Annotated in this window: 14 protein-coding genes and 1 tRNA gene; 4 read left to right on the top strand and 11 right to left on the bottom strand. The window is 47.4% G+C overall.

The features are described 5' to 3' along the window. Positions 1-74 precede the first annotated feature (74 nt). Together EYQ01_07330 and EYQ01_07325 are read left to right on the top strand one after the other, a co-directional pair. A complete protein-coding gene (locus tag EYQ01_07330; GenBank protein HIE65606.1) occupies positions 75-1,007 on the top strand; it encodes an alpha/beta fold hydrolase in 933 nt (310 codons plus the stop codon). A gap of 209 nt (positions 1,008-1,216) precedes the next feature. Continuing rightward, entirely contained in the window at positions 1,217-2,206 is a 990-nt protein-coding gene (locus EYQ01_07325) for a GGDEF domain-containing protein (protein HIE65605.1), read from the top strand. A gap of 81 nt (positions 2,207-2,287) precedes the next feature. On the opposite strand, the gene EYQ01_07320 is transcribed toward EYQ01_07325, so the two are convergent. From EYQ01_07320 to EYQ01_07270, 11 genes are all read right to left on the bottom strand, one after another. Further along, a tRNA-Gln gene (locus EYQ01_07320) sits at positions 2,288-2,362 on the bottom strand. A gap of 25 nt (positions 2,363-2,387) precedes the next feature. After that, complete coding sequence (gene ispE / locus EYQ01_07315) at positions 2,388-3,296, bottom strand: 4-(cytidine 5'-diphospho)-2-C-methyl-D-erythritol kinase (GenBank protein HIE65604.1); 909 nt, start codon at positions 3,294-3,296, stop codon at positions 2,388-2,390. Between the two features lie 83 nt (positions 3,297-3,379). Next, a complete protein-coding gene (locus tag EYQ01_07310; GenBank protein ID HIE65603.1) occupies positions 3,380-4,834 on the bottom strand; it encodes a sigma-54-dependent Fis family transcriptional regulator in 1,455 nt (484 codons plus the stop codon). A gap of 104 nt (positions 4,835-4,938) precedes the next feature. Then, positions 4,939-6,720, bottom strand: a complete 1,782-nt coding sequence (locus EYQ01_07305) for a PAS domain S-box protein (GenBank protein ID HIE65602.1) — start codon at positions 6,718-6,720, stop codon at positions 4,939-4,941. Between the two features lie 31 nt (positions 6,721-6,751). Beyond that, complete coding sequence (locus EYQ01_07300) at positions 6,752-7,954, bottom strand: type II secretion system F family protein (GenBank protein ID HIE65601.1); 1,203 nt, start codon at positions 7,952-7,954, stop codon at positions 6,752-6,754. A 47-nt stretch (positions 7,955-8,001) separates the two neighbouring features. After that, a complete protein-coding gene (locus EYQ01_07295; protein HIE65600.1) occupies positions 8,002-9,114 on the bottom strand; it encodes a type IV pilus twitching motility protein PilT in 1,113 nt (370 codons plus the stop codon). An 81-nt stretch (positions 9,115-9,195) separates the two neighbouring features. After that, positions 9,196-10,992: a type IV-A pilus assembly ATPase PilB gene (pilB, locus tag EYQ01_07290; protein ID HIE65599.1), complete on the bottom strand. Its 1,797-nt coding sequence runs from the start codon at positions 10,990-10,992 to the stop codon at positions 9,196-9,198. A gap of 365 nt (positions 10,993-11,357) precedes the next feature. Further along, positions 11,358-12,269: a shikimate dehydrogenase gene (locus EYQ01_07285; GenBank protein HIE65598.1), complete on the bottom strand. Its 912-nt coding sequence runs from the start codon at positions 12,267-12,269 to the stop codon at positions 11,358-11,360. Between the two features lie 195 nt (positions 12,270-12,464). Then, the gene (locus EYQ01_07280; protein HIE65597.1) at positions 12,465-13,832 is read right to left on the bottom strand and encodes a DUF512 domain-containing protein; all 1,368 of its coding nucleotides are present in this window, start codon (positions 13,830-13,832) and stop codon (positions 12,465-12,467) included. Between the two features lie 804 nt (positions 13,833-14,636). Next, the gene (locus EYQ01_07275; protein HIE65596.1) at positions 14,637-16,064 is read right to left on the bottom strand and encodes a sigma-54-dependent Fis family transcriptional regulator; all 1,428 of its coding nucleotides are present in this window, start codon (positions 16,062-16,064) and stop codon (positions 14,637-14,639) included. Between the two features lie 9 nt (positions 16,065-16,073). Beyond that, positions 16,074-17,546 carry a hypothetical protein gene (locus tag EYQ01_07270; protein HIE65595.1) on the bottom strand — a complete coding sequence of 491 codons (1,473 nt, stop codon included), beginning with the start codon at positions 17,544-17,546 and terminating at the stop codon, positions 16,074-16,076. Between the two features lie 583 nt (positions 17,547-18,129). On the opposite strand from EYQ01_07270, the gene EYQ01_07265 reads away from it, so the two are divergent. After that, on the top strand, positions 18,130-19,749 hold the full coding sequence (locus EYQ01_07265) for a diguanylate cyclase (protein HIE65594.1): 1,620 nt from the start codon (positions 18,130-18,132) through the stop codon (positions 19,747-19,749). Between the two features lie 118 nt (positions 19,750-19,867). Beyond that, positions 19,868-20,677: a hypothetical protein gene (locus tag EYQ01_07260; protein HIE65593.1), complete on the top strand. Its 810-nt coding sequence runs from the start codon at positions 19,868-19,870 to the stop codon at positions 20,675-20,677. The last annotated feature ends 185 nt before the right edge of the window (positions 20,678-20,862 follow it).

The raw sequence follows: 20,862 nt of genomic DNA, 5'->3' as shown, positions 1-20,862 counted from the left end.
ATCGTCCCGAACCCTGTGAATTTGTGCCGGCATGGTGGTGTCGCGGCCGCCATCTTCAGACGGTTTGGTGAAGGCTGTTTAGTGAGACCTTAAAGCTCCCGGTGAGGCGGGAGCGGTGGGAGACGCCGGATGATGATTTTCTTGATCTGGACTTCTTTGATCCATCTTCTTCAAACCGTGATCTGTATCAGTCTCCGACCATTCTCTTGCTCCATGGTCTGGAGGGTTCTTCCAGGGCGGAGTACATCCTGGGAATGCTTCGACATGTCTATCGGATGGGTTGGCGGGGCGTGGCGCTTAATTTTAGGTCTTGTTCCGGGGAGATCAATCGCCAGGAACGTTTCTATCACTCCGGGGAGACAAGTGATCTGGATTGGGTCGTTGGACGCTTGCATCAACTCCGGCCGGAAAGTCCTCTCTTTATTGTTGGATTTTCATTAGGGGGGAATGTTCTCTTAAAATGGCTGGGAGAAAACGGGGAGACCTGCAATCCAAGGGTTCGGGCGGCCGTGGCGATTTCAGTCCCGTTTGATCTGGAACTTGCAGCCCATCGGGTCGATCAGGGCGTCAGCCAGATCTATGGGAGGATCTTTTTAAAAACGCTCAAACAAAAAGCCCTGCTCAAAGAAAGGCGGTATCGGGGTCTGGTTGATCCTGATGTGGTCAAGAGGATCACATCATTCGCTGAATTTGATGACAAGGTGACAGCGCCCATTCACCACTTCAAAAGTGGGCTTGATTACTGGAGCCGGAACAGCTCAAAAAAGTTTCTCTCCAGTATCCGGCTCCAGACCTTGATTATCCATGCGGAAGACGATCCCTTCCTGCCGGGTCCCTTCCTCCCGACAGAGATCATTATTCAATCAAAATGGCTGGAGGCAGATATTTCCCCTGCGGGAGGACATGTCGGGTTTGTGCAGGGGAAATGGCCTTGGAAGGCAATGTACTGGGCTGAAACCCGGACCATGAACTTTCTTTCCTCTTTTGTTGAGCCACTCATATCTTGAACCCGTATCGCGAGTGCATTCCTCGTCCTATCAGGGCCGGGTTCTTCAAAAACCCCTTCCCGCTATGCTGTCATAGTGTGTTTTAAATTTTCCTTAAAAAGGGTACACATATTTTTCTCAAAGTCGCACAATTTTGATTCTTCATGTACACTATATGGCATTGGTTGTGAGAGGGAGGTGGAATGTAGGAAATTCGAATTGCCGAGCTGATGTCAAAGAAGGTCACCTGCGTCAGTTCTGAGGTAACACTGAACGAGGTGATTCGCTTGATGCGTCAGGAGGATTGTCCCTGTCTGATCGTGGCGGAAAAGAATATGCCGGTCGGGGTCATCACGGAACGGGATTTGTTCCCCGTCTTGGCTGACCGAATCGATCAACCGGATTCTGAGATCCTTTGCGCTTCCGAAATAATGTCCTCGCCTCCTGTGGTACTCAATCTGAGTGCCACTCTTTTTAAGGCGCTTGCCATCGCCCGCAGCAGAATCATTCGCCACTTCCCCGTGGTGAACACGGGAGGCGAAGTTGTGGGTCTTGTGACGGAGACTGATCTGGTCCGGGCTCATTTCCGGGTGATTGAATCACAGCGTGAGATCATAGAGCGTGCGGTGATCACACGAACAGAGGAATTACAAAAGGCCAATTACGAGCTCAAGGAACTTGCGCTGGAAGATGTCTCCCTTGGGATCGGAAATCGCCGTGCCATGGAGGTTGACTTACAGCATACCCATGAGACCGTCTTGCGCTATAATCGATCTTACTCGGTCGTTCTCTTTGATATAGATTATTTTAAGGAATACAATGACAGCTACGGGAAGTCGGAGGGAGATAATGCCCTCAGAGAGGTGGCATGCTATCTCAAGGGCCTGATTCGTCAGGCGGATCGTCTCTATCGGTATGAGGATGCAACCTTCCTGCTTCTTCTTCCGGAGACGGCGTGTGAGCAGGCCGATGTTCTGGCACGGCGTATCATTGGAAGCCTTGCCGACCTGGCAATACCCAATTGTGAAAGCCCCCTCAAGATTCTTACCCTCAGCGGTGGCACTGCCTCTGAGGAGTTCGGAATGGCCGGGAAAAATTCATGGGAAGAGGTCATTTCCGAGGCGGCCCGAGGCTTAACCCGGGCGAAGCTTAACGGCAGGAACCAGATCGAAGCCGAGAAGCGAGAGGTAAACGCCGGGATGGCGGAGGGAGAGGCCTGATGGGACTTCTCGCTAAAGCAACCCGTAATAATGTTGACTATTCAATAGGTTGATCTCACTGCGAAGAAAAGATCGAATAAGTGGCTGGGGCGCCAGGGTTCGAACCTGGGAATGCGAGATCCAAAATCTCGTGACTTGCCACTTGTCGACGCCCCAAAAAGAGTCAGAGAAAGCACCCGCCTTAAAAGGGCACGCGTTTTAACACCTTTGTCACCCAAACCTGCAATGAGGACTGTTCTTTCATGACGCCGGCAGCTTTCTTCGCCGCTGCATATTCTGGAAAGAGGCCAAAGAGGGTTGGGCCACTTCCGGACATCAGAACCCCTGTTCCGCCAAGGGTCTTCAGTCTCTTTTTAATGGCAAGCAATACCGGCAGTTTCTGTAGGGTTATTTTTTCTAAGTCGTTGTAAGGCCTAAGAAATACTTCCTCTATTGCTGGTTTTTGGATGTTTAGTTTCTTAATACTAATATTTGATTTCTTGTTTGTCAACACGAATGTCTTTGAAAAGTCCTCAAAAACTTCGGCGGTTGAGACCGACATACCAGGATTGACCAGAACCGCCCACCCATTAAAGACGGCATTCACCTTTTCGACTTCTTCTCCTCTTTCGGTGACCCAGGCCGTCGGACCATGAAAGAAGAAGGGGAGATCACTCCCCAAGCCTTCTCCAATCTTTGCCAGCTTTTTCCGGGACCAATGAAGTGACCAGAGGCGGTTGAGACCAAGCAGAGTTGCTGCTGCATCACTGCTTCCCCCTCCCATTCCTGCAGAAACCGGGATGTTTTTAATTAAGGTGATCTTTACCCCTTTTCTTCTTCCCTTTTGGCTTCTTTGTAATTCTTTCTGAAGGGTTTCGGCTGCTTGTACGACGAGATTATCCTGGCCGGATGAAAGAGGGGAATTTTCAATATACAAACGAATCCCGGTGGGTGCTTCCTGAAAGGTGAGATGGTCATAGAGCCCGACCATCTGCATCAGGGAACAAAGATTATGGTAGCCATCCTTTCGTTTATTTCTTACCTTGAGATAAAGATTTATCTTGGCAGGTGCCTTAATGGTGATACTTCTGTAACGATTCAGCGCGCCCATTCTTTTTCTTCTTTCTGTATTGGGCGGCAGTTCTGTGCTACTCGAATTTTCACATACTTTTTAAGGGGTATCATCAATGCGGATTAATCAAAGCCTGGATATGACGTGAATTCTTCCTCTGTAGTCGGACCTTCCGAATCTTCCGGGTCGACTATTTCAGTCCCATCTTTATTCCGTTTGATGCCGTGCTTTTGTAGTCGATAGCGAAAGGAACGGAAATTAATTTGGAGAAGTTTTGCCGCTTTTTTTTTTACCCAGTGCGTTTCGTTTAGCGCTTTTAGGAGAAGTTCCTTCTCAAGCTTGTCGATCAGGCCTTCCAGGTCAAGACCTTCCTGGGGGATTGATGCTGGGATCGGAATCGATTGAGAGGGTTTCAGGAAACAGCCACTGAAGTCTTCCGTTGTTAAGACCTTACTGGATGACAGTGCTATGATTCGTTCAATGGCGTTTTCAAGCTCCCGGACGTTTCCTTTCCATTCCTGGTTGACCAAGAGGCGTATCGCTTCTTCGTCTATCCTCTCAATCTCCTTTTCCATGCTCCGATTGAATTTCTGAATGAAAAAATCGACAAGAGGCGGGATATCTTCGGGTCTCTCGCGCAAGGGTGGAAGAATGATGGGGATCACATCAAGACGATAATAAAGATCTTCACGAAACCGGCCCTCTTCGACCAGCTTTTCGAGCTTTTTATTTGTTGCGGCAATAATTCGAACGTCAACTTTGATGTCCTTGCTTCCTCCAACGCGTCGAAACTCCTTTTCCTGAATCACACGTAATAGTTTTACCTGGATAGATAAGGAGGTTTCTCCAATCTCATCAAGAAAGATACTCCCTCCATGGGCGATCTCAAAGAGCCCTTCCTTATTGCTGATGGCCCCGGTAAAAGACCCCTTCATATGGCCGAACAGTTCGCTTTCCAGAAGTGCTTCAGGGAGTGCACCGCAATTGACAGTCACCAGGGGAGCATGCTGCCTCCCGCTATTGTAATGGATGGCCCGTGCAATCAATTCCTTTCCCGTTCCGGATTCGCCATAGATCAGGACATTACTTTTACTGTCAGCGACTTTCATAACCAGATCAAGGACCTTCTTCATTTTTTCACTTCTTCCAATGATCTTTGTAAAGCTCGATTGTCCTTTCAATTCACGCCGAAGTTGGATATTTTCTTTCTGGAGTCTTTTTCGCTCCAATGCGTTTTTGATGATTAGCTTGACTTCGTCAACCTGGAAGGGTTTTGTTAAGTAGTCGTAAGCGCCCTCCTTCATGGCTTCAATCGCCGTTCCGGTTGAGGCATAGGCCGTCATCATGACGGTGATGGTTTCAGGAGAGATGACCTTCAAGGCCTTGAGGAGTTCCAGACCACCCATCTTTGGCATTCTGATATCTGTGAGAACCAGGTCAAAGGAATCCTTCTCCAGGTCTTTCAGGGCTTGCTTCCCGTCTTCTGCCGTGGCAACGGAATATCCTTCCTTGCTCAGGACAATAGCGAGAAACTCCCGCATACTGCTTTCATTATCGACGACCAGAATTTTTCCCATATACTATTGTAACCTCAAGTTGTGGCGAGTGAACACCGCATCTCCGGTTGTTCTGGTTTGAATACGCATAGTCTGTTCATAAGAGTTACGAGGTCCTCTTCATTTCAGGTCGAAGCATCCTGACCGCTGCGGATCGGTTCTTCAATGCGAAGGGGTTCATCGTTGTTGGCCTGGACCTCTCCTGAAATAGTATGTGCTGTTTCTGATACCGGCTTCGAGGCAAGTTCATCCAATGGTAATAATATGTGAAAAGAGGTTCCTCCGGGTTGACTTCTTACCTCAATCTTTCCGAAATGCTCCTCGATGACTCGCTGGACAATTGAAAGTCCTAAACCTGAACCTGAGTTTTTTGTTGTGAAAAAGGGATAAAAGATTTTATTGAAATTTTCTTTTTGAATGCCTTCTCCGGTATCCTTAAAAATAATTTCTACCTGATCCAGGTCGACTGCACTTCCGCTGTCGGTCCCTCTTGGAGGATAAAACGAGTTCTCTTTTTTTGAAGAAAATCGTCGGGCCGAAACGGACAGCGTCCCTCCGCGCGGCATCGCCTGGAAGGCATTAATCGCGAGGTTCCAGAAAACCTGTTTTATCTGGTCAGGATCAATCAATATCATGAGCGGGGTTGTACTTTTTTGCAGTGTGACGTTAATCCGATCATTATATTCGGGATTGTTCTTGATCAGCTTAGTTGTTTCTGACAAGAGAGCATGAAGATTGACCCGTTGACGTTGTGGAGGCGAGGGCTTTGCGTAAAGGAGGAACTGCGTAATGATGGTATTCAGCCGTTCAGTTTCTTTGACGGCGATCCTGAGGAGTGTTTTTTCTTCATCATCCAGCCGAAGTTCCTTATTAAGCACTTGAATCGATCCGCTCAAGGATGCGAGGGGATTTCGTATTTCGTGTGCCATCCCCGCAGCCATTTCCCCAATCGTCGCCAGACGTTCTTTCTCTTGGATGGCTTCTTCCAGGTTTCTGATTTGAGTTAAATCTTGAAAGGTTCCAATAATCCCGATTTGTTTGCCCTGTTCATTGCGTAGTGCGGAGATGGTCACACCCAGCAAGGTGCGTTCTCCCTTCTTATTGAGGATCTCTCCCTCAAATCGTTGCGTCGTCCCGGAGGTTTCAAAATCGTGGTAATGGTCCTGAATGTCATCCCACGAAAATCGTTCCCACCAGATCTTGCCGAGGATATCTTCAGATTCAAATCCGGTTATTTCTGTTGCCGATCGGTTGAATGAAGTAATCCTTCCGATCATATCGGTTGTAATCAGGCCGCTGGGCATGCTCTGGACGATGACTTCCTGGAAGACCTGCAGGTCCAGGAATCCGACTTCCTTGTCATGTAGTTTTTTAGAAAGTCGGCTGCTCAGGATTCCGACCGTAAAAAAGGTGATCATGTAGAGAGAAAGGATGTAATAGAGATCCCTTCCCGTTAACCCGCCTGAAGATTGGAAGGGTGGAACCTGGAAGTATTGGAGATTGATCAAGGTTCCGAAGAGAAATGTGGCACCCGAGGCCACCAGAACACCCCCATTTTGACGGAAGAAGATGCTGCTCGAAACAATCGTGATGATGTATAGAAAGACAAAGGGACTCTGGATCCCTCCGGTGACTGCGATGAGAGATGTTTCAAAGAGGAGGTCGATTGTAAGCTGGACAAAGGCGAGAGACAGAAGAGCCTTTTTTCTGTACAGTGCTAAGATGTAGAGAATGGTTAAAAAATAGGTCGACCCGATCAGAAAATAGAAGGTGCGGATGGACCATCCCTTCTGGAGCGCTTCCAGGTTGAGCAGGAGCGGCAGCCCGAGCAGGGCAGTGACCAGTACCACCCGGAATACGATGAGCCACCGGATCTTGCCGGCCAGGCTGGCCCCTTCCTTATCCATAGATCATATCCCTAAGTATGTTTTTCACTGCCTATCCGACGATGGCGGCCATCTCGAAAATAGGTAGATACATGGCAATAACAATGGTTCCAATCGTGATCCCCAAAAATACCATCATCATGGGTTCGAGCATGGAGGTCAGGGCGGTGACCGCGGCGTCGACTTCATCATCATAAAAATCAGCAATCTTACTCAGCATGCCGTCGAGTGCCCCTGTCGTTTCTCCCACGGCGATCATCTGGACGACCATGGGGGGAAAGACCTTGCTTTTCTCAAGTGGGTCTGAAATTGTTTTTCCTTCACTAATGCTTTGGCGTGCATCGAGCAATGCGTGTTCAATGACCTTGTTCCCTGATGTTTTTGCCACAATGCCGAGTCCTTCCAGGATGGGAACCCCGCTTGCAATCAATGTGCCCAGGGTTCGTGTAAAATTGGCCACACTTGCTTTTCGAATCAGTTCACCAACCACGGGGATCTTCAAGGCGAGATTGTCTAGGGCCTTATGTCCTCCGTCTGTGCGATAGTACTTCTTAAGACCACGTGAAAAAAGAAAGAGTCCTCCCGCGATGTATAAAAAATTCCGCTGCAGAAAATAGCTTAAATCAATGACCATCTGGGTGAGTCTTGGCAGAGAACCTCCGAAATCTGTAAACATTTTTGCAAAGACCGGAATGACGAAGACCAGAAGAATGACGACGACGGTGAGCGCCACTCCGAGAATGGTGATGGGATAAACCATTGCGGATTTGATTTGCTTTTTGAGCTTCATGGCCTTCTCGATATGCTTTGCCAGACGGTTAAGAATGGTATCGAGAATCCCTCCCGCCTCACCGGCAGCCACCATACTGACATAAAGCTGATTAAAGACCTTAGGATGCCTTGCGAGAGAATCGGCATAGGTCGCTCCTCCTTCAACATCAAGACGGACTTCTTTGATTGTTTTTGCCAAGACGGGGTTCTCCGTTTGATCAGAGAGGATTTCAAGACATTGGACCAGGGGGAGCCCGGCATCGATCATGGTCGCGAATTGTCGGGTAAAGATGACGATGTCCTTATCGGTTACCTTCTTCTCAAAGCCAGGGATTGTAATTTCTGTTGGTTTTTTCCGAACCGAGGTGACGAGAACATTCTGTTTTCTGAGAACGCTGATGACTTCGTCCTTGTTTTTTGCGGTCAGTTCGCCTTTTTGAACCGTTCCCTGCCTGGTCCTTCCCGACCATGTAAATGTTGCCATAGATTACTCCTTATTTGGTTCTGCCTCTATTTCCTGTCCGGATCTCTTTACCGCCGTACCATTCTCCCCGGTTCGCGTATGCCGGGCATGGGACTCCCTCCGCGATTCAGCATCGTGACCAGTTCGTCCGGTTGGCTGGACCGGCCAATCGCATCCTCATGAGAGATGTGGCGTTTGGAGCAGAGATCATAGAGGGATTGGTTCATGGTTTGCATTCCATGTTTCCCCTGGCCTGTCTGCATCGAGGAGTAGATTTGATGAACCTTATCTTCTCGAATGAGGTTGCGAATGGCAGGGGTAGGGATCATGACCTCTATGGACATGGCCCTCCCATGACCATTTATCTTTGGGATGAGCTGTTGAGAAAGAACCCCTTCTAAAACGAATGAAAGTTGTGCGCGGACTTGTGATTGTTGGTGCGGCGGAAAAACATCAATAATCCGGTTGATCGACTGAAGCGCAGAGTTGGTATGGAGCGTTGCAAAAGTTAGATGCCCTGTCTCTGAGATTCTTAACGCCGCCTCAATGGTTTCCAGATCCCGCATCTCACCGATCAGGACAACATCCGGATCTTGTCTTAAGATATATTTTAAGGCATTTTGAAATGATTTTGTGTCAGAGGAGACCTCTCGTTGGTTGACAATGCAGTTTTTGTGGGGATGAAGAAATTCAATCGGATCTTCAATCGTAATGATATGCTCATGGCGGTCGGTATTGATGTGATCGATCATCGATGCCAATGTGGTCGATTTTCCGCTTCCTGTCGGACCCGTGACCAGGATCAGACCTCTCGGCTTCTTGACGAGTTCGTCGACCACCGCGGGGAGTCCCAAGTCCTTAAAGGTCCTGATCTCAAAGGGGATCGTTCGAATCGCACCGGCAACGACTCCTCTTTGAACGAAGATATTTCCCCTGAAGCGACTCAGGCCCTTCAAGCCGAATGAGAAATCAAGCTCGTTCTCTTCTTCAAAACGATGCTTCTGGGCTTCGGTCAGGACACTATAAATAAGCTGTTTGGTCTCGGCTGCAGTGAGGGCAGGAAAATTAAGGGAATCAAGTTCTCCGTTGATCCTGACCTTGGGAGGGACTCCTGTCGTCAGGTGAAGATCCGAACCTCCTTTTTCGACCATGATTTGAAGCAACTTCTGCAGGTTGGCCATAAACTTTCCCTCCTGAATTGTTGAACAGGTGGAGCAACTGCGATATTTTCCCTTTTAGGGGGTTTCTCATTTCTTGTCGTGTCAGGAATCGGGGAAGGTGTTGTTCAGGATTTCTTCAAGGGTGGTCATCCCTTCTTTCACCTTTTCGAGCCCACTCATCCGTAGTGTTCTCATCCCACTTGCCATGGCCTTTTTCTTGATGTCATCCGCAGAGGCTCCCTGCAATATCTGATCACGGATGACCTCTCCGACCGGCATGACCTCATATAGGGCGACCCGGCCTTTGTAGCCTGTATTGCTGCAGAAGTCGCAACCCTTTCCTTTATAAAGCGTCAGATTTTTGATTTCTGCTTCTTTGAATCCTGCCCGGAGGAGTACTTCATCCTGAACCGGGAGGACCTCTTTACATTTGGTGCAGATTCTTCTGGTCAGTCTTTGTGCAACGATTAAGATGACTGAAGAAGCGACGAGAAAAGGTTCGACCCCCATATTCAAGAGTCGGTTGATTGTACTGGGCGCATCATTCGTATGAAGTGTGGAAAGGACCAAATGCCCGGTCAAAGCGGCCTTGACCCCGATTTCCGCTGTTTCGAAATCACGAATTTCACCGACCATGACCACGTCCGGATCCTGCCTGAGAAAGGAGCGAAGTGCCGCCGCAAAATTAAGACCGATCGCATCTTTCATTTGAACCTGATTGATCCCGAGGAGATTGTATTCTACCGGATCTTCCGCCGTCATGATATTAATTTCTTGTGTATTGATTGTACTCAAGGCCGAGTAGAGGGTGGTTGTTTTTCCACTCCCGGTCGGTCCGGTGACCAGGACCATGCCATAGGGGGAATCGATCGCTTTCTTAAAATAGCTCAGGGCTTTTTCTTCAAAGCCGAGTTTGGTCATATCGAGGTTTAGATTCCCTTTGTCTAAGATACGCATGACGACCTTCTCGCCAAAAAGACAGGGGAGTGTGGAGACACGGAAATCGACTTCTCTCTTCCTTCCGAGTTTCAGCTTGATTCGACCATCCTGTGGAAGACGTCGTTCGGCAATGTCCAACTTTGACATGATCTTCAGCCTGGCGACGACCGGATTTTTAATCCGGGTGGGGAGATTCATCACGGTCTTCATGACCCCGTCAATTCTAAATCGAATGCGAAAGACGGTTTCAAAAGGCTCGACATGGATGTCACTTGCTCCAACCTTGATGGCATTGACCAGAATTCCGTTGACGAGTTTGACAATCGGGGCTTCAACGTCTTTACCGAAAAAATCATCCTGCTGTTCTTCGACGACGTCAATATCGTCCAGGGCATCTCCGACGACCGTATCAAAGTCATCCACAGAGACCATTGGGGCATCTTCTGTAAACAGGTCCTTCTTCAGAGTCATATCTGGATCTGATAAGGTGTAGTCTTTTGCCTCGATGACGGAGGGGCTATTCTGTTTTATCCCGCCGCCATAAAATTTATTAATCGCGGCGATCACGGTTGCTTCTGATGCAATATAAGGTTCGACGTTATAGCCGGTTGCAAACTTAACATTGTCAATCGCATAGACATCACTTGGATCGACCATGGCCAGGCTCAAGGATGACCCGAGGCGTTTTACTGGGATAACGAGATGTTTCTTGGCGATCTCGGCAGGAACGAGTCTTGTGACTGCAGGGTCAATTTTTGTCTTGTTGAGATCGATCAGAGTGACGCCGTGTTGCTGACTCAGGCATTGGAGAAGGTGGGATTCATCAACAAATCCCAGACGGATCAGAATTTCCCCAAGCCTGCCTCCATCTCTCTTTTGGGTAAGCAAGGCCTTTTGAAGCTGATCTTCCGTAACAAGATTCGCGTCAAGAACCACTCTCCCCAGTTTTTCTGCAATCAACAGTGTCAATCCTTTTTTAGGTTAATGCTTGTGTGTGCATCTCTGTTTCAGGGATATATCGATTGTTTCTCGAGGGTATCTGGCTTAATCAGAGCTTCCTTAACGATGCACCCGTAAAAAGTCGTCACTCCGGTGAAAATCGGAGTCCAGAGAATTTATAACTATTTGAAAAGACTGGATTCCGACCTCCGCCGGAATTACGAATACGGGCATCGTTCGACTTTTTACGAGACCATCCTTAATGATGTCAACATCTTATCCGATGATCTGGACTCTGTCAACAGAATCCCCGTTCCAGAATTCCGGGATTACGCAGTAGAACATGCGGTGTGAGCGCAGTTTCCGTCCTTCCAGAGCGGTGCAGGCTATTGTGTATCAGGAGGAGAGAGCGCCTCTTCCAGGGCATCCTTCATGATGCTGAGAGGGGCTTTTTCCCGGGTCCATATTTCAAAGGCCAGGGCGCCCTGGTGGAGCAGCATTCCGATACCAGGCACTGTAAGCGCGCCGACCTTTTTTGCAGCGGAGAGCAAGGGAGTCTCTGTGGGACGGTAGACCAGGTCTGAAACGATCCAATGCGCTTCGATCCAGGGGAGAGGAAAGGGGGTCGGGTCTTCCTCCTTCATTCCGAGTGGTGTGCAGTTGATCAGGAGCGTTGCGCGATCTTTTTTTTGAAAGGTACGTCGTTCGGAATTCATCTCAACGACCAAAATCGGTACATCGGGAAAGAGGGCGGAGAGCTGTTTGACAAGGGCCTTTCCGCGATCGAGACGCCTGACCATGAGTATTAACTCCGATATCCCCGAAGACAGGACTGCGACCGCAACCCCTTTTGCCGCTCCTCCCGCACCGATCATGAGAACCCTTTGCCCCCTGAGATCAATATCCAGGGCTGCCACAGATGCAAGGTAGCCCTTTCCATCTGTGTTATGGCCGATCAGCCGCCCGGAGGAAACCTCGATGGTATTGACGGCACCGATCTTCCTGGCTTCTTCATCAAGTGAATCGAGAAAAGGGATGATGGTTTCTTTGTGAGGAATGGTAATGTTGACCCCTTTGATTCCCAGCGGAAGTATCGACGTTACGGCGTTCTTCAAAAAAGCGGGGTCTATTTCAAAAGGAATGTAAACCGAATTTAGATCGTAGGCCTTGAAGGCGGCATTCTGCATCGGCGGGGAAAGGGTATGCGCGATTGGATATCCAAAGATCCCGAAAACCCGGGTCTGGCCAGGCTCGGGTTTGGAACTTTTTTCCTGAATCCTGGTTTCTGGTTCGTTCATTGTATTAAGGAACCTCTGATCAAGTCATGACCTGTTTTTTTAGGGCAAAAAGTCCCCGCTTCTGCGTTGCAAATTTGGGAAATAGCGGGCTATTCCCTGCAATTTACGCCTTGAATCAGGAAATTTTATCTCCTGAAAAATTCAACCCAGACTTAATCAGAGATTCCTAAAGGAATAATTTAAAGGAACAAAAATTTATTGGTGAAGCAGTTCAGGGATATTCTGAAGAAAATTAATGAGTCCTCCGGCATCTGAAGGCAGCACATGTACCAGTGTATTGATTTCCCGTGCAAGGTCCTGGGGTGTCGTCCCATCCAGGAAAGAGTCTCCTTCATCGTTCAGAGCGACTGAAGGGATGAGGAGGATTTCGTCGTCCGGTCCCAGGAGTGTGTTCATCCTGCGGTTCTTTACCGCTTGGATGATATCGCCCCCGGTGAGCAAACCCGTTACCGTCACAGAATCCCCAAAAAAGTGGTTTGTCACAGGGATCACCTCCAGGCTGAGACCCTTGAGATCAAGGTTGTTGACGCAGTCTTCCAGATAGGAAGAGAAAGAGGTCCCGGTGGCAAGGGAGATCCGGGATGGCCCGGAAAATGTCTGTGGGAGGTCAGAAGCAAGCGATTGAAATTCTTTCATGAAAAGTGGAACCATCCCAACCCCATTTTCAAGCTGCGGAAGATCCAGATAGCGCTCCAGGGGAGGGAAAGGGATACGACCTTTTACAAACCATTCATCTGCCGCGAAGACAAAGGGTGTTCCGATTTCTCTTTGAAAGCGTTCCTGCCAGGCAGGCAAGTTTTCGAGGAAGCGCTTTGCGTAGTCCACCGTGACTTCTTCAATCTCAGGAAGCCCTTCGCGGTGCCGTGTAAGCCCGACCGGGACAATCGCCAGCGAGGCGACTGCGGGGTAAAACCGGGCAAGGTCTTCTATGCTCTTTGTGAGGGCGGCCCCGTCGTTGACCCCGGGACAGAGGACGATCTGCGTGTGGAGTACAATGCCGTGATCGGTCATCTCTTTAATCTCAGTAAGGATGTCACGCGCATGCCGGTTCTTTAAGAGTTCCCGGCGCAGTTCCAGGTCGGTGGTATGCACCGAGATGTAGAGCGGGCTCATCTTTTGCTCAAAGATTCTGGCTTTGTCTTTGCGGGTGAGGTTGGTCAGGGTAATATAGTTTCCAAAAAGGAAAGAAAAGCGATAATCTTCGTCCCGGATGTAGAGGCCCTTGCGTTGTCCTTCTGGCATCTGGTCGACAAAGCAGAAGGCACATTTATTCGGACATTGGCGAATCTTCATCTCCTCAAAGCCGATCCCCATGTCCTCGTCATGGCCTTTTTCGACATCCACTTCCCAGACTTCGCCGTTGGGCTTGATCAATTCTAACCGGAGTTTTTCCTCATCGACCCAGAAACGGTAATCGAGGATATCCTTCATCTCCCGGCCATTGAGGGTGATCAGGCGGTCGCCGGCCTCAATCCCGGTGTCTTCTGCGATACTGCCCTTTTCAACCAACGTGATGGTCAGTCCACCTTTTTTCGAATGTTGGAGATTTTGATGATCAGCCATGATTTTCCTATATTGGGAAGGACCCCTTTATGAATGATTAGCCCCGCAGGGGATTTTAACCTGCAGGGTGGATTATAAGGGACAGCCTCCTGGAAAGTCAACGAAGCCACTTACATCAAGATCAGCGGTTGGATCTTGGTATAAACCGACAAGTCGCCTGAAAAACAAGGCCAGAGGTCATCGGGACAACCGAAGCGTACTCACCACCACTTCAGGAGCCGGCTGGGCCCGGACCGAAAGCGTACCAAACAGGCAGAAAACCGTGGTAAACAAGATCGTGCGTAGGATCCAGCGAACCGGACGCCGTCTAGAAACCAACTTCCTCTTCCTCACGACTCTGGAAAAAAATAAACCTAGCAGGGTAATGGTCTGACCTAAGAACAGAATTAAAAGTAGCTCTTTCATTGCGTTCCCTCCACGTCACTCTTATATTTAAAATGTTTAACATGGGAGAAAGCAATTCCTATGCCAGAGTTTCAGCAGTAAATTAAAATCGGGTAACCATTCATATCTTATTGAAATGTATTACTTATTTATCTAGGAAACATTTTTATGGATAAATTTTGAAGAAGGAACGGGCGAAATCACAATTCTTTTAGGGGATTTCGCCCAATCATCCAGATTGACCATTACCCGCCCAATATTCTACATCGGATTTTAGGCCCAACACCCCGTTAGTAAAGGAGAAGTCAACGGAAGAAATGTTTCCCTTCGTTCCTCATCTGGAAGTTTAGTCTGTTTTGGAGAAGAAGCGAAAATCTGACCGAAAGATAATGCCGCGCAGTACGATCCATCACAGCGGGATCATTCCTCCGTAGGAGGTACGAGGTCGAATTTTTCCATGCGATAGCGGAGGGTATCACGCGAAAAGCCAAGGGCTTTTGCCGCCTTCGTCACATTCCATGCGGACCGTTCCAGGGATTGAACGATAAAGTCCCGTTCAACATTTTCCATAATAATGCCTTGTGACGGCAAGATGAATTGATCGCCAGATATCTCATTATTCCCTTCGCTGCCCCCTTCTTGTCTGGCATTTCCGAAAACAGGGTTAAATTGGATCTGATCCTCTCTGATGGTCTCCTGCTGGGAACAAAAAACCGTCTGCTCAATAAAATTGTGAAGTTCCCGTACGTTTCCAGGCCATGGGTGTCTTAAGAGCAGCTCTTTGGCCTTGAGGCTTAAACGTATCTCTGGCTTTCTGTAGCGCTTACACTGTTTTTTTAGAAAATGCTCAGCTAGGAGCAAGATATCTTTTTCTCTTGTTCGTAATGGAGGTGCCTTCAAATGGATAATGTTGAGACGGAAATATAGATCGGATCGAAACTTCCCGATGTTAATCAGTTCCTCCAAGGATTGATTGGTCGCCGTGATAACCCGGATATCAACCTTTTTGTCACGGATACCCCCCAACCTCCGAATCACCTTTTCTTCCAAACATTTTAGTAACTTGGGCTGAAGTGAGATGTCGATCTCACCGATTTCATCAAGAAAGAGGGTTCCCTTATCCGCCACCTCAAAGAGACCCTGCTTCTTTGTCTTTGCGTCTGTAAATGCGCCTCGTTCATAACCAAAAAACTCCGACTCCAGAAGGTGATTCGGGATAGATGAACAATTGATTTCCACGAAAGGCTCCTCCTTGCGGGGCCCATTAAAGTGAAGGGCTCGAGCGATAAGTTCTTTACCGGTTCCTGTCTCTCCGGTGATGAGAACCGACGGGGGTGGGCCTTCCGTTAAAGCATGTTCTGATGCATTCAGTTTTCTTATCTGTTCTTTCAACGAAAGCATCGGCTGAGATTCACCGATCAGGGCCGAAAGGTCGTTTCCGCCGGCATATTTCTTCTGATAGTATGAAAGGGTCCCCTCGATTCGCGATAGTCCCACGGCTTTATCGAGTATTACCTTCACCTCAGCCAGGATAAGAGGTTTCTCCAGAAAATCGTATGCCCCCATCTTCATCGCATCAACCGCTGCATGGACATTTCCATGTCCAGTCATGATGATCGTATGGATTTGAGGATCGATATTCTTTATCTTGGGAAGGATTTCAAGTCCATTGCAGTCAGGAAGCTTGAGATCCAGCAAAATCATATCTGGTTTAAATGTCTCAACCTGATGAAGCCCTTCTTTGCCATTCTCTGCAATCTGGACGTCATATCCATTTAGCTTCAGATATCGTTTAATATTCTTAGCGAGCGTCACCTCGTCTTCAATGATTAAAACACCCTGCGTCATAAGCTACCTCTATTCTGAGATTGGAATTTGAAGTGAAAGCGTTGTCCCAACACCTTCCCGGCTTTCCAATCGGATGGTTCCATGATGACGAGCTATAATCCGCTTGGCCAAGGAAAGCCCTACCCCAATCCCCTTCGATTTAGTCGTGAAAAATGGGGTAAACACATCTTTTAGCTTATCCTTCGGGATGCCCTTTCCCGTATCTATTATTTCTAATTTAACCCACCTATTAATTGTGTCAAAGCGTGTTCTCATGGTTATTTTGCCCCCATCCGGCATTGCCTCAACTGAATTCGAGGTTAAACTGACAAACATTTGGTGCAGAGAAAGTTCGTCACCTTTGATCTCCAAAGCGGATTCCTCCAAGTCAAGGATGACTTTAATCCCAAGATTTTCCATCCTTGCTCCAGATGAGTCGAGTACGGATCGAATCATATTGTTGATTTGGATTGTAGTAAATTCCCCCCTGGAAATCCGTGCATAGGTCAGAAGTTCCCTGATCCAACCGCTTAAGCGATCGGCCTCTGTAATGATGTCTCCCGCTGTAGTGGCAAACAGTGAGGAGGGGTCGTCTTCATCTTCTTCAAGTACTGCCTCTTTAATGGATCGATCGGGGCCTAACCTCCCAGAGTCCTGATACAAGACACTGGCTTGTTCCAATGCCACCTCCGCAGAAGATCGAATAGAAGCAAGTGGGTTTCGGATGCCGTGTGCGATAGCCTCTGTCATTTCACCAACCAATGCCGATGTCTGGGACTCAAGCAGTTCTTCATGCTGACTGTGGATGGTTTCATCGGCACGCCGTACGATCCAAAACAGAAAAATATACAAGAAGACCCCTCCCAGCGCAGCACTTGCCCAGATCAGGGCTTTGCCCCGCTGAAGGGTATTGAATAACGCCAGAGGCTCTTTGTATATCTCAACCACCCCAACGATCCTGCCATCATTATTCCGAATAGGTACGTATACCTCAACAAAAAATGGGACCTCTTTATCAAAGACATGCTCTCCCTTGGTCGGCTTTCCGGATGTCCCGCTTGTACTGGCCAGGGTCCCCGTGAGGGCAGTAATCAGGTCCAAATTCGGCATAAAGTTATGTCCGATCATCCGTTCATCATCTGACCAGAGGACGTTTCCTTGTTTGTCATACACATTCGCCCGAACAACTTCCGGCATTGATACAATATGCATAAACTGCTCTTCGAAATAATCCTCAGCAATTCCAGAGTCTGCTTCTTCGAAGAAAAGAGTGACATCCCCCTCTCTGGTGTGGCTCTGGACAAAATCCCTTACTTCCACCGCGTCGAGTTGAAGAATGGTGTTGGTAAGAAACTGGGAAAGAAAAAATGCCGAAACGGAAGAAATAAGGGCAATACAGATGAAGCTCAGGAACGCAAACCAACGAAGAAGATCAAATGGTTTTTCATTTTCAAATAATTTCATCTTATCGATCCCCAGATTTAGAAAGATCTTTTCCTTCATAATTCACACTAAATTTATAAGGATATAGGAGGATTGGGTTCTTGTCCACCCGCGAATCCGCCTTAATCCCCCTAGGAAGCTATTGGAGAAATAATGAATCTAGCCCCACGATGGCCATTCGGCCTATATTCTAAGATCAATCTCGATAATTAACCGAATTATTCGGCTCAAACCACCCATTAAACTCGACACTATCTCCCATTCACCTCGCTGCGATCCTATTTCTCTGAAAGATTACAGGTCTTGTCTTTCAGGCGACTAGACGGTTTATCCTAATATCCAATCGGGGGTCTTACCCCTACCTTCTCCCAGCCGGAGTGGGGGGGGGGCCCTCAACCAGCGTGATTTCCCCCACTTAAACACACATTCCTCTTTAAGGCCCGTATCTTTTTTTGATAACATTTCAATGAGTTACTTCACGTCTCATCTTTTTCATACTAAAGGCATGATACTTGCTTGCACTTAGATGCAATATCTTTTCACTGGCGGAGAATAAAGAGCATTTTGATAATCTCAGGTTAAGACAACCATGATGAGAGACAGACATTCTTCATTTTGAGAAATACCGAATGGGACTCCACTTATGGACACTGAAAATAATTCAAAACTTATACAGATATTAATTGTAATCGCTGGTGTCATCTTATCCGGTATGAGTGGTTGGTCTCTTTATAAATCGGAAGAGAAGGCAATAATTAGCGAATTCCGTAAAGATGTCAATGAGCGGGCAGCCTCATTACATCGTGAGGTGGCAATCAATTTTGAAACCTTAAACTCGTTGGCAATATTATTCAACGGAGACACTATACCTGATTTTAAACAATTCAGCCTTGAGGCCAAAAAGATTCTGAGTCGTCATAAAGATATCCAGGCACTTGAATGGATACCGCGTGTCCTTCATTCGGAAAGGGCTGTATATGAGTCTAAACAACGGCAAACATTCACCACATTTGGATTTACGGAACAAAAAGAACAGGGACACATGGTGAGTGCAGAAGAAAGAGAAGAGTATTTCCCTGTGTATTTTGTTGAACCACTGGTGGGAAATGAGGAGGTCTTTGGTTTTGACCTTTCATCCAACCCTCCCCGGGTGAAGGCACTCGAAATATCGAGAGATACCGCAACACCTCAGGCGACCGCCAGTATTACTCTTGTTCAGAGGAACGACAACAAAAAAGGATTTATGGCATTCGTTCCTATTTATGAAGGAATTCCATCAACAATGGATATGCGCAGGGAACACCTGAAAGGATTTGTTTCGGGTGTCTATCAAATCGGAGCTATCTTTGCCAGTTCCGCCTTAAGCGATGTGCCACTAGGAATTGAACTGAAGCTTGTTGACGAGACTTTACCCTCCGGAAATGACATTCTTTATACGTATCAATCACGTGCTGGCATTTCAGCCGATGAAAGTATTACATACAGGAGAGAACTTCCTGAAATCTGGGGGAGAAAATGGAGTCTGATTGGATCGCCTACATTACGATATATTGCTGACAGGAGGGACATGCTACCCCAGACAATATTTGTTTCTGGTATCATCTTCACTTTATTCATAGCTTTATATATCCACATAATTTCAAAACGTTCGGTCACTATCCAGAAAATAGTTCTAGAAAAAACGAAGGCGTTAAGTGAGACGAACAAGAAGCTGAAAGTGCTTTCTCGTATTGATGGTCTAACGGGCGTCGCTAATAGAAGGCATATGGATGAATATCTTGATATAGAATGGCGCCGAGCAGCCCGAAGTAAATCATCGATATCCTTTATCTTAATGGATATCGATTACTTTAAATTATACAACGATAACTACGGTCACCTTGAAGGGGACGAAGTCGTGAAAAGGGTTGCAGGAAAACTCAAAACCATGGTAAATCGTCCTGGTGATCTGCTCGCTCGATACGGGGGTGAGGAGTTTGCTCTTGTGCTTACTGAAACAGAAGATGCAGAACTTGTGGCAAATAGTTGTCGAAAGGCCATTGAGGAATTACGGGTCCCGCATGAATTTTCTAAGGCCGCAGATGTAATAACAATAAGTGTTGGTTTCTGTACGATTATTCCTCAAAAAGGAACTGACCCGAGTTGGGTTATTAATTCTGCCGATAAAGCCCTCTATAAAGCCAAGAAGGCTGGTAGAAATAGAGTCGATAAATTTCGAGTCAATTATCCTTCATCAATATCAAAAATACCTCGGAGGGAATAACTCTCCAAGTGGAGATGCACTAAAATATATATCCAATTGCCTTGGATCACACTAACATAGGAGTAAATAAGACCATTAAACCGTTTCTTAGATAAGAATATTTCTATAGGAGAATCAAATGAAAAAAATGATTGTATTGATCATAATCATATCTGTTTTAGGTGTCTATTCCGTCAGTCGTGCGGCAAAGGTAAATAACGGGGCGGGAGTCCAGGGAGCATTCGGAAAGATGACCCTTGGATTGGAGTACGATCCGATTTCCAATCAAAAGATTGAATTTGATAGTGGATCTAGTACAGAACCTGGTGAAGTAGGGCCATTCCCAGAGCCTGGGGTCACGATTACGGGTGGGCGTTTTGCATCCACTCGCGTCTTGTTAAGCGGATCGGTAGGGCTTGCACCCTGGGTTGATCTATTCATCAAGCTGGGGTTTGCCGATGCCGAACTGACTTATCAGTTGAATGAAGGTGTTGGCCCTCCTGAAACAATCACATTTGAAGGTAATTCAAGCCTCGCTTACGGCCTCGGGCTAAAGGCGGCGATCGGAGATCTGAATGGTTATCAATTCTACTCGACTCTTCAGATATTTTCCTCCAAATCCAATGGAAGTTACTTAGTCGCTGGCCATGCGCCTGAACCCACAGAAGCCAAACTGCTGGAGACACAAATCGCCTTCTTCGCAGCCAAGACCCTTGGTATGTGGACACCCTATGGGGGGTTAAAATTCTCAGAGTCGATGCTGGAAATTGATCACTCGATTCCTGTGCTAGGCGGCATTGCGAGGACTCATGAAAAACACACGCTAGATGCCAACGTCGGTATCTTTGTCGGAACGGATGTTGTGTTGGTTCCCGGAACGAGTGCAAACATTGAGTTCAGGTTTGTCGATGAGGAAGCTTTGAGTCTGGGTTTAAATTGGGCGTTTTAACTTCAAATAACTGAAGAGGAGCGGTTATGATAGGATGCGAATTCAGGTTTGAAGTGTAACGGTTAAAGAAGTAAAGGTATTAAGGATATAAATCTGGTATCGTTCCTCTTGGAGTTATAACTGAAAGTGGTGTATTGAGTACTTGAAAAAAAGCGGCGTATCTGGTTGATTTGAAACTGCGAATG

The organism is Candidatus Manganitrophaceae bacterium (assembly GCA_012960925.1).
GTDB lineage: Bacteria > Nitrospirota > Nitrospiria > SBBL01 > JAADHI01 > DUAG01.
Note: the sequence above shows the minus strand (reverse complement) of the source record. Positions and strands in the feature narration are given on the sequence as shown.

Coding starts and splice junctions, on each gene's coding strand:
- EYQ01_07325 (HIE65605.1), top strand. CDS start 1,217: ATGTCAAAGAAGGTCACCTGCGTCAGTTCTGAGGTAACACTGAACGAG.
- ispE (HIE65604.1), bottom strand. CDS start 3,296: ATGGGCGCGCTGAATCGTTACAGAAGTATCACCATTAAGGCACCTGCC.
- EYQ01_07310 (HIE65603.1), bottom strand. CDS start 4,834: ATGGGAAAAATTCTGGTCGTCGATAATGAAAGCAGTATGCGGGAGTTT.
- EYQ01_07305 (HIE65602.1), bottom strand. CDS start 6,720: ATGGATAAGGAAGGGGCCAGCCTGGCCGGCAAGATCCGGTGGCTCATC.
- EYQ01_07300 (HIE65601.1), bottom strand. CDS start 7,954: ATGGCAACATTTACATGGTCGGGAAGGACCAGGCAGGGAACGGTTCAA.
- EYQ01_07295 (HIE65600.1), bottom strand. CDS start 9,114: ATGGCCAACCTGCAGAAGTTGCTTCAAATCATGGTCGAAAAAGGAGGT.
- EYQ01_07285 (HIE65598.1), bottom strand. CDS start 12,269: ATGAACGAACCAGAAACCAGGATTCAGGAAAAAAGTTCCAAACCCGAG.
- EYQ01_07280 (HIE65597.1), bottom strand. CDS start 13,832: ATGGCTGATCATCAAAATCTCCAACATTCGAAAAAAGGTGGACTGACC.
- EYQ01_07275 (HIE65596.1), bottom strand. CDS start 16,064: ATGACGCAGGGTGTTTTAATCATTGAAGACGAGGTGACGCTCGCTAAG.
- EYQ01_07270 (HIE65595.1), bottom strand. CDS start 17,546: ATGAAGGAAAAGATCTTTCTAAATCTGGGGATCGATAAGATGAAATTA.
- EYQ01_07265 (HIE65594.1), top strand. CDS start 18,130: ATGGACACTGAAAATAATTCAAAACTTATACAGATATTAATTGTAATC.
- EYQ01_07260 (HIE65593.1), top strand. CDS start 19,868: ATGAAAAAAATGATTGTATTGATCATAATCATATCTGTTTTAGGTGTC.